General features: G+C 64.1%; 8 protein-coding genes. 6 read left to right on the top strand and 2 right to left on the bottom strand.

Annotated features, from left to right (window positions below; translation table 11 throughout):
• The first annotated feature begins 3 nt into the window (after window positions 1-3).
• The 4 genes from VNC39_RS04795 to VNC39_RS04780 all read left to right on the top strand — a co-directional run bounded on the left by VNC39_RS04795 (window position 4) and on the right by VNC39_RS04780 (window position 5,709).
• Window positions 4-177 (top strand): zinc-finger domain-containing protein, encoded by a 174-nt coding sequence (locus VNC39_RS04795; RefSeq protein WP_325396724.1) that lies wholly within the window; start codon window positions 4-6, stop codon window positions 175-177.
• A gap of 9 nt (window positions 178-186) precedes the next feature.
• Window positions 187-2,889, top strand: a complete 2,703-nt coding sequence (polA, locus tag VNC39_RS04790) for a DNA polymerase I (protein ID WP_325396723.1) — start codon at window positions 187-189, stop codon at window positions 2,887-2,889.
• Between the two features lie 172 nt (window positions 2,890-3,061).
• The gene (locus tag VNC39_RS04785) at window positions 3,062-4,192 is read left to right on the top strand and encodes a serine hydrolase domain-containing protein (RefSeq protein WP_325396721.1); all 1,131 of its coding nucleotides are present in this window, start codon (window positions 3,062-3,064) and stop codon (window positions 4,190-4,192) included.
• A 44-nt stretch (window positions 4,193-4,236) separates the two neighbouring features.
• A complete protein-coding gene (locus tag VNC39_RS04780) occupies window positions 4,237-5,709 on the top strand; it encodes an NADP-dependent isocitrate dehydrogenase (protein ID WP_325396719.1) in 1,473 nt (490 codons plus the stop codon).
• A gap of 165 nt (window positions 5,710-5,874) precedes the next feature.
• Here VNC39_RS04780 and VNC39_RS04775 read toward each other — a convergent pair whose 3' ends face one another.
• Window positions 5,875-6,000: a hypothetical protein gene (locus VNC39_RS04775; RefSeq protein ID WP_325396718.1), complete on the bottom strand. Its 126-nt coding sequence runs from the start codon at window positions 5,998-6,000 to the stop codon at window positions 5,875-5,877.
• A gap of 121 nt (window positions 6,001-6,121) precedes the next feature.
• Here VNC39_RS04775 and trpB point away from each other — a divergent pair, with 121 nt between their 5' ends.
• Both trpB and trpA read left to right on the top strand, forming a co-directional pair.
• Window positions 6,122-7,339 (top strand): tryptophan synthase subunit beta, encoded by a 1,218-nt coding sequence (gene trpB / locus VNC39_RS04770; RefSeq protein WP_325396716.1) that lies wholly within the window; start codon window positions 6,122-6,124, stop codon window positions 7,337-7,339.
• Window positions 7,336-8,178, top strand: coding sequence for a tryptophan synthase subunit alpha (gene trpA / locus VNC39_RS04765; RefSeq protein ID WP_325396714.1), 843 nt, complete (start codon window positions 7,336-7,338; stop codon window positions 8,176-8,178). The genes trpB and trpA overlap by 4 nt, the downstream gene beginning before the upstream one ends.
• 138 nt (window positions 8,179-8,316) lie before the next feature.
• Here the strand turns inward: trpA and VNC39_RS04760 are convergent, their stop codons facing one another.
• On the bottom strand, window positions 8,317-8,520 hold the full coding sequence (locus tag VNC39_RS04760; protein ID WP_325396712.1) for a hypothetical protein: 204 nt from the start codon (window positions 8,518-8,520) through the stop codon (window positions 8,317-8,319).
• Between the last annotated feature and the right edge of the window lie 58 nt (window positions 8,521-8,578).

Raw genomic sequence — 8,578 nt, 5'->3', positions numbered from 1 at the left:
GAGATAATTCATGTCAAAACCACAGCGGTTTCCTGCGATGGCGGCAATGGCGCCTATGGCCACCCGCGAGTCTACTTGAAGATTCTTGATACGGTCGAGGCGCAAAAGCAAATCATGTGCCCCTATTGCTCACGCCTGTTTGTGCTGGAACCCGGCGCCACCGACTCCGCGCATTGATCTGATCCCATGAGGCTTGTACTCGTCGACGGTTCGGGATTCATTTTCCGCGCCTTCCATGCTCTCCCCGACATGACGCGCCCCGACGGCACGCATGTGAATGCGGTCTTCGGCTTCTGTAACATGATCGCGCGGCTGTTGAAGGACCATACCGGCACGCATCTGGCGGTGATCTTCGATGCCGGGCGCACGACCTTCCGCAACGAGCTCTATGGCGAATACAAGGCGCACCGGCCGGAACCGCCGGAGGAGTTGCGGCCGCAATTCGCGCTGATCCGCGAAGCCACGCGCGCCTTCGGCCTGCCCTGCATCGAGCTTGCGGGCTGGGAGGCGGACGATCTGATCGCCGCCTACGCCAAGGCCGCCAGCGCGGCCGGCGCCGAGACGGTGATCGTCTCCTCCGACAAGGATTTGATGCAGCTGATCGGCCCGGGGGTGAGCATGCTCGACCCGATGAAGAACACGCCGATCGGCCCGGCCGAGGTGGAAGCCAAGTTCGGCGTGACGCCGGATAAAGTGGTCGAGGTGCAGGCGCTGATCGGCGATTCGGTCGACAACGTGCCGGGCGTGCCGGGCATCGGCCCGAAGGGCGCCGCGCAGCTCATCAACGAATACGGCACGCTCGAGGCGGTGCTGGACGCCGCCCCGTCGATGAAGCCCGGCAAGCGGCGCGACATGCTGATCGAGCATGCGGAGAAGGCGAGGATCTCCAAAAAGCTGGTGACCCTGTGCGCCGACATGAAGCTGCCCGAACCGCTGGAGAATTTCGTCGTCCGAAGCTGGGACAATGCGGTGCTCGCGGCCTTTCTCGACCAGAACACCTTCAAAAGCATCAAACATCGGCTGGGGCTGGGCGACACGGCGGAAACGCCGGCGCCGGAGCCGAGCCACGCCGCGCCGTTCAGCGGCTACGCCACCGTCACCAGCCTGGAGGCGCTGGAGGCGTTCATCGCCGAAGCGCGCCGGGGCGGAATATTGGCGCTCGACATGCAGACCGACAATCATCTGTCGCTGCACGGCAACCTGGTGGGCTTAGCACTCGCCACCGCGCCGGGCCGCGCCGCCTATGTGCCGCTTCTGCATAATCTCGGCCTGGAAGACGCCCCGCAACTGCCTTTGGCGGCGGTGGTCGGCGCGCTCAATCCCCTGCTCGCCGATCCCGCCGTGATGAAGATCTTCTTCGACGCGAAATACCAGCTCGAAGTGCTGACCCGCGCGGGGTTCGGCGCCGTGGCGCCGATCGACGACTCGATGCTGGTTTCCTACGCGCAGGATGCCGGCAATTTCGCGCATGACCGCGCCACGCTTTGTGAAAAGCACCTCGCTCATACCCCGAAGAAATTCGACGATGCGGCGGGCTCCGGGCGCAACCGCCTGGCCTTTATCAACGTGCCGCTGGGCGCCGCCACCGCCTATGCCGCCGAGGGCGCGGATGTGACGCTGCGGCTCTGGCAGCTTCTCAAGCCGATGCTGCGGGTGAACAAATCGCTGGCGCTGTACGAGCTGGTGGAAAAGCCCCTGATCCCGGTGCTCACCGACATGGAGCTTTACGGCGTGATGGTGGACCGCGCGGAACTCACCGCGATGTCGGTCGATTTCGCCGCGCGCATGGTCGAGATCGAGGCCGACATTCACCGCCTGGCGGGCCAGAAATTCAATGTCGGCAGCCCGAAGCAGCTCGGCGAGATCCTGTTCGACACGCTGGGGCTGCCCGGCGGCAAGAAGAACAAGACCGGCGCCTGGGGCACGGATTCCTCGGTGCTGGAGGCCCTGGCCGAAGCCGGGCATGACATCGCGCAGCGTGTGATGGACTGGCGCCAGCTCGCCAAGCTGAAATCGACCTATGCCGATGCGCTGGTCGAGCAGATCGACCCCAAGACCGGGCGCGTGCACACGAGTTTCTCGATGGCCGTGACCACCACCGGCCGGCTCTCCTCGACCGACCCGAACCTGCAGAACATCCCGATCCGCACCGAAGAGGGCGCGCGGATCCGCAGGGCGTTCATCGCCGCTCCGGGACACAGCCTGATCTCGGCCGACTATTCCCAGATCGAATTGCGGCTGCTCGCCCATGTCGCGAATATCCCGGCTCTGAAAGAAAGTTTCGCCCGCGCCGAAGACATCCATGCGCGCACCGCCTCGGAAGTGTTCGGCGTGCCGATGGCCGGCATGGACTCGGCCACTAGGCGGCGCGCGAAAGCGATCAATTTCGGCATCATCTACGGCATCTCCGCCTTCGGCCTGGGCCGGCAGCTCGGCATCAGCGGCAGCGAGGCGAAGACCTATATCGACGCCTATTTCAAACGCTATCCGGAAATCCGCGCCTTCATGGACAGCACCAAGGAACAGGCGCGGACCAACGGCTTCGTGCTCACCCCGTTCGGCCGGCGCTGCTGGGTGCCGCGCATCAAAGACAAGATCCCCGCCCTGCGCGCCTATGCCGAGCGACAGGCGATCAACGCGCCGCTGCAAGGCGGCGCGGCGGACATCATCAAGCGGGCGATGATCAGGCTGCCCAAGGCGCTACGGGAAGCCGGGCTCTCCGCACGGCTGATCCTGCAAGTGCATGACGAATTGCTGTTCGAGGCGCCGGACGCCGAAGCCGAAGCCACCGCGAAACTGGCCCAGTCTGTCATGCAGGAGGCGGCAACGCTCTCCGTGCCGCTGACCGTGGAGACCGGGATCGCCAAGAACTGGGGCGCGGCACATTAGGCAAGGAAGGAAGCAAGCGCTTTTTGAAAAAAGCGCCGCAAAAACTTTTGGTTACGCTGGGCCTGGGGCGGTGAAACCAGCGCGGCCCAAAATTAGTAAAGTTTTTTTGCTACTTTTTGTTCACAAAAAGTAGCGCTTCCTTCCCTTTCCTCCGTTTCTCGGGAGCTTCCAAATGAACGGCCCAGAAATTCAAGCGGTCCTCGACCGCGCCGTGGCGGCAGGTGACGTGGCGGGCGTGGCGGCCGCGGTGATCGGGCCAGAGGGGCCGCGCTTCATGGCCGTGGCCGGCACCACAGAGGCGGGTGGTAGCCGCCCGATCACGGAAAACTCGATGTTCTGGATCGCCTCCATGACCAAGCCGGTCGCCTCGGTGGCCGCCATGCAACTGGTCGAGCAGGGCAAGCTGGAACTGGACGCGCCGATCGGCGAGCTGCTCCCGGCGTTGGCCAACCCGCAGATTCTCGAAGATGGAAGGCTGCGCCCGGCACGGACGAAAATCACGCTGCGGCACCTGCTCACCCACACCGCCGGCTTTGCCTATTCCTTCACCCGTGCGGAATACGGCGCTTATGTCGCGGCCAACAATATTCCGCCCTCCGGCACGCTCGGCGCGCTCAACATGCCGTTGCTGTTCGAGCCGGGCGAACGCTGGGAATATGGCATCAACACCGATTGGGTGGGGCTGGCGGTGGAAGCGGCCTCCGGCCTCAAGCTGGACGCCTATTTCCGGACCCATATTTTCGCGCCGCTCGGCATGAACGACACCAGCTTCCTGCCCGATGAGGCGCAACACGCACGGCGCGTTGCCGCGCATCAGCGCGCCGCCGATGGCAGCCTCACCGCGCGCCCGCTCTCACCGGTCACCGTGCCGGAATTCTTCTCCGCCGGCTCGGGGCTTTATTCCACGCTGGCCGACTATCAGAAATTTTTGCGCGCGCTGCTCAATGGCGGGGCGGGTCTGCTGCGGCCGGAAACGCTTGCGGACATGCTGCGCAACCAGGTGGGGAACCTGCGCGCCGGCTACCTGCCGTCCGCCAACCCGGCGCTGCACACCGGCGCCGACGCCACCCCGGGCGTGACCTGCGGCTGGGGGCTCGGCTTCATGCTATATCCGGAGGCGAAAGAAGGCGGCCGCCGCGCCGGGAGCGGCAGCTGGGCGGGCCTTGCCAACACGCATTTTTGGGTTGACCCGGCGGCCGGGCTGGCGGGCATGATCCTCATGCAATTATTCCCCTTCTGCGACGAACGGGCGCTGAAAACCTATGGCAGCTTTGAACGGGCCGTATATGCTGCGCCGCAATAAGGGGATATAAGCGCCAGCGAAAACAATGATTTGAGGGCCCAAGCATGAACACGCATACCGCCAGCAAGACCAAGGTCACGGCGCTTCCCGGGGACGGCATCGGCCCCGAGGTAATGCAGGCGACCATGACCATCCTCAAGGCCGCCGACGCGCCGATCGAATGGGAGATGGCCGAAGCCGGCGCGGAAGTGTTCAAAAAGGGCCTCGCCACCGGCGTGCCGCGCGAGACGCTGGACTCCATTGCCCGCAACGGGCTGGCGCTGAAAAGCCCGCTGGAGACCCCGGTCGGCTATGGCGGCAAGTCCGCCAACGTGACCCTGCGCAAGCATTTCGAGCTCTACGCCAATATCCGCCCGGTGCGTGAGCTGCCCGGCATCACCACGCCCTTCTCCGGCCGCGGCATCGACATGGTGATCGTGCGCGAGAACGTCGAGGACGTGTATGCCGGCATCGAGCATATGCAGACCACCACCGTCGCGCAGTGCCTGAAGCTGATGACCGCGCCGGGCTGCGAGCGCATCATCCGCGCCGCCTACGGCCTGGCCCAGGCGGAAGGCCGCAAGAAAGTGACGACCGCGACCAAGGCCAACATCATGAAGCTGACCGAGGGGCTGATGAAGCGCGTCTCGGAAAAGGTCGCGCCGGAATTCGCCGACCTCAAATCCGACCACATCATCATCGATAACTGCGCCCATCAGCTGGTGATCGCGCCGGAGAAGTTCGACGTCATCGTCACCTCCAACATGAACGGCGACATCATCTCCGACCTCGCGGCCGGGCTGGTCGGCGGGCTCGGCATCGCGCCCTCCTCCAATCTCGGCGACCATGCCGCGATGTTCGAGGCCGTGCACGGCTCGGCGCCGGACATTGCCGGCAAGGGGCTGGCCAACCCGACCGCCCTGCTCTCCGCGGCAATCATGCTGCTGCGCCATATCAGCGCCTTTGATGTGGCAGAGAAGGTCGAGCAGGCGCTGTTCATCACCCTGGCCGAAGGCAAGAACCTCACCGGCGACCTGTCCCCGCGGGGCCACGGCGTCGGCACCGCCGCCTTCACGGAGCAGGTCATCGCCAATCTCGGCCGCACCTCCAACCTGCCCTCGCGCGACTACAAGAAACTCGAACTGCAGAGCTGGCCGAAACTCACCGCGCACATGGAACCCGGCACGCGCGAACTGGTCGGCATCGACGTGTTCCTGGAAACCGGCCTCGGCGCCGAGGAACTGGGCAAGACGCTGGAAGAGGTGGCGCAGGACACGCCCTTCCGCCTCAACGGCATCTCCAACCGCGGCGTGCAGGTCTACCCGCCAACCGGCGGCCAGACCTTCCTGGTCGACCATTTCGCCTGCCGCTTCATGCTGAAGACGCCGATCCCGCTGACCCAGTCCACCGCCAACGGCCAGCCGGAGATCAGCTACCTGGTGCAGCGCATCGGCGCGAAATTCACCTGGATGCACATCGAGAAACTGCAGCGCTTCGACGGCAAGGACGCGTTCGAGCGGCCGCAGGGTGAAGGTTAAGGGAAGAGAAGACTACTTTTTGTGAACAAAAAGTAGCAAAAAAACTTTGGTACGCTGGGCATGGGCGTTGTCAGGGACACAGCCTCAGGCCCAGCATAACAAAAGTTTTTGCGGCGCTTTTTTCAAAAAGCGCCTGCTTCCTTCCACCCAAAAAGCCGCGTTATTTTATTTCTTCGGGCTGATCTTATCGACGACCGGCGCTGCCTTGGCGGCAGCGGCTTTAGCCCGCTCTGCGCCGGTCTTTTTCGGCTTTTTCGCTTCGCGGTTCGATCTTTTCTGACCTTTGGCCATGACGCTTCCCCTTACGTTGAACGTCGAGCGCCGCATCATAGCACGAATGAGAGAACGCGCGGAAAACTTGCGGTCTTTCTGGCCCCTTTCCGAGCCCTGCCCCTTCCGCTAAAGCCGGACCATGAACAAGGCGCTCCCTAATAGTTTACGCTCCGGCCCGGATGGGCGCGGCCGGTTTGGCGAATTCGGCGGCCGTTTCGTTGCCGAAACCCTGATGCCGCTGATCCTGGAACTGGAGGCCGCCTATGAGGCGGCGAAGGCCGATCCCAGCTTCCAGACCGAACTGGATTACTACCTCAAGGACTATGTGGGGCGCCCGAGCCCGCTTTGGTTCGCCAGGCGCCTGACGCAGGAGCTGGGCGGCGCGAAAATCTATTTCAAGCGCGAAGAGCTCAACCATACCGGCGCGCACAAGATCAATAATTGCCTGGGCCAGATTTTGCTCGCCAAGCGCATGGGCAAAACCCGCATCATCGCCGAGACCGGCGCCGGGCAGCACGGTGTCGCGACCGCCACAGTCTGCGCTTTGTTCGGCCTGCCTTGCACCATCTATATGGGCGCCACCGACGTGGAGCGGCAAAAACCGAACGTCTTCCGCATGAAGCTTCTGGGCGCCGAAGTGGTGCCGGTGACGTCGGGTGCCGCGACCCTGAAGGACGCGATGAACGACGCCATGCGCGACTGGGTCGCAAATGTACGGGACACATTCTACATCATCGGCACCGCGGCCGGGCCGCACCCCTACCCCGCCATGGTGCGCGATTTCCAGTGCGTGATCGGCAATGAGGCCAAGGCGCAGATGCAGGAAGCCGAAGGCCGGCTGCCGGACGTGGCGATCGCGGCGATCGGCGGCGGCTCGAACGCCATCGGCCTGTTCCATCCCTTCCTCGATGACAACGCGGTGCGGCTGATCGGCGTGGAAGCCGCCGGGCACGGGCTGGATTCCGGGGCGCATGCCGCATCCTTAAGCCGCGGGCGGCCGGGCGTGCTGCATGGCAACCGCACCTATCTGCTGCAGGACGATGACGGGCAGATCCTCGAAGCCCATTCCATCTCCGCCGGGCTCGATTATCCCGGCATCGGCCCGGAACATTCCTGGCTGCATGATATCGGCCGCGTGGAATATGTCGCCATCACCGACCAGGAGGCGCTGGCGGCCTTCCAGCTTTGCACGCGCACCGAAGGCATCATCCCCGCGCTGGAGCCGAGCCACGCGCTGGCCCACGTGGCCAAGCTCGCCCCCACGCTCGGCAAGGACCAGATCATTTTGATGTGCCTCTCCGGACGAGGCGATAAGGATATTTTCGCCGTGGCCAAGCATCTGGGGGTCGAGCTATGACGCGCGCTGGGCTGGCGGGCGGCGGCGCGCCAAACAAAGATAGCCGGATCAAGCAAACCTTCACCGCGCTGAAGGCGCAAAGCCGCGCGGCGCTGATCCCGTTTGTGGAAGCCTACGACCCGGACCGCGCCACCTCGCTGGCCCTGCTCCGCGGCATGGCCGAACGCGGCGCCGACATCATCGAGATCGGCATGCCCTTCACCGACCCGATGGCGGATGGCCCGACCATCCAGGCCGCCGGCCTACGCGGGCTGCGCGCCGGCGCCACGTTGGCCGGGCTGCTCGGCCTGGTGCGGGAGTTTCGCGCCACCAACAGCCACACCCCGATCGTGGTCATGGGTTATCTGAACCCGATCGTCTCCTACGGCGTGCAACGCTTCTGCGCCGATGCGGCGCAAGCCGGGGTCGACGGGTTGATCGTGGTCGATCTGCCCACCGAGGAAGCCGACCTGCTGCTGCCCGACGCGGCGGCGAACGGGCTGGACGTAATCCGCCTGGTCGCGCCCACCACCAGTGACGAGCGCCTGCCGAAAGTGCTGAGCGGCTCTTCCGGCTTCGTCTATTATGTCAGCATCACCGGCATCACCGGCACGCGCACCGCCACCGCGGCGGACCTCGCGCGGGACATTCCGCGCATCCGCGCCGTTACTGATCTCCCTGTCGCAGTCGGGTTCGGGGTGCGCACACCGGAGCAGGCGCGCATCGTCGCGGAACATGCCGACGGCGCGATCATCGCCTCAGCGCTGATCGACAAGCTGGTGAAGGAAGGCGTGCCGGCCGTGCTGGACGATGTGGCAGCCCTCTCCGAGGGCGTGCGCGGCGCCAGCAAAGCGGCCTGATTGGCCGGAAAAAAGGAAGTGCTACTTTTTGTGAACAAAAAGTAGCAAAAAAACTTTATTTTGCTGGGCCATGGGCTGTGTCGGCGACAACGCCCATGGCCTCGCCGCTTTTTTTAAAAAGCGGCTTCTTTCTTAAACCTAGTGGCCGTAATAGCCGCCGTGATCGTAGCCGTAACCGCCATGGGCGTAATAGCCGCCATGGTCGTGATATCCGTGATGCGGATAATACCAGACACAGCCCGACAGGCTGAATGCGAGGAGAGCGAGCGCCAGGGGCGCGGCAAAAAAGCTTTTCTTCATACCACGAATATGGAAATCCGCCCCGGCGCCTTCAACGTCCACGCGTGAAGGCCTGATGAAACTACCGCAACCCCCAGACGTAAAACTCTGGATTTTCAAA

Origin of the sequence: Acidocella sp., assembly GCF_035535915.1 — a bacterium.
Lineage (GTDB): Bacteria > Pseudomonadota > Alphaproteobacteria > Acetobacterales > Acetobacteraceae > Acidocella.
This window is presented reverse-complemented; position numbering and strand designations above follow the sequence as displayed.

What these genes read in the sequence shown, in the direction of transcription:
- polA (WP_325396723.1), top strand. Translation starts at nt 187, where the DNA reads ATGAGGCTTGTACTCGTCGACGGTTCGGGATTCATTTTCCGCGCCTTC.
- VNC39_RS04785 (WP_325396721.1), top strand. Translation starts at nt 3,062, where the DNA reads ATGAACGGCCCAGAAATTCAAGCGGTCCTCGACCGCGCCGTGGCGGCA.
- VNC39_RS04780 (WP_325396719.1), top strand. Translation starts at nt 4,237, where the DNA reads ATGAACACGCATACCGCCAGCAAGACCAAGGTCACGGCGCTTCCCGGG.
- trpB (WP_325396716.1), top strand. Translation starts at nt 6,122, where the DNA reads ATGAACAAGGCGCTCCCTAATAGTTTACGCTCCGGCCCGGATGGGCGC.
- VNC39_RS04775 (WP_325396718.1), bottom strand. Translation starts at nt 6,000, where the DNA reads ATGGCCAAAGGTCAGAAAAGATCGAACCGCGAAGCGAAAAAGCCGAAA.
- trpA (WP_325396714.1), top strand. Translation starts at nt 7,336, where the DNA reads ATGACGCGCGCTGGGCTGGCGGGCGGCGGCGCGCCAAACAAAGATAGC.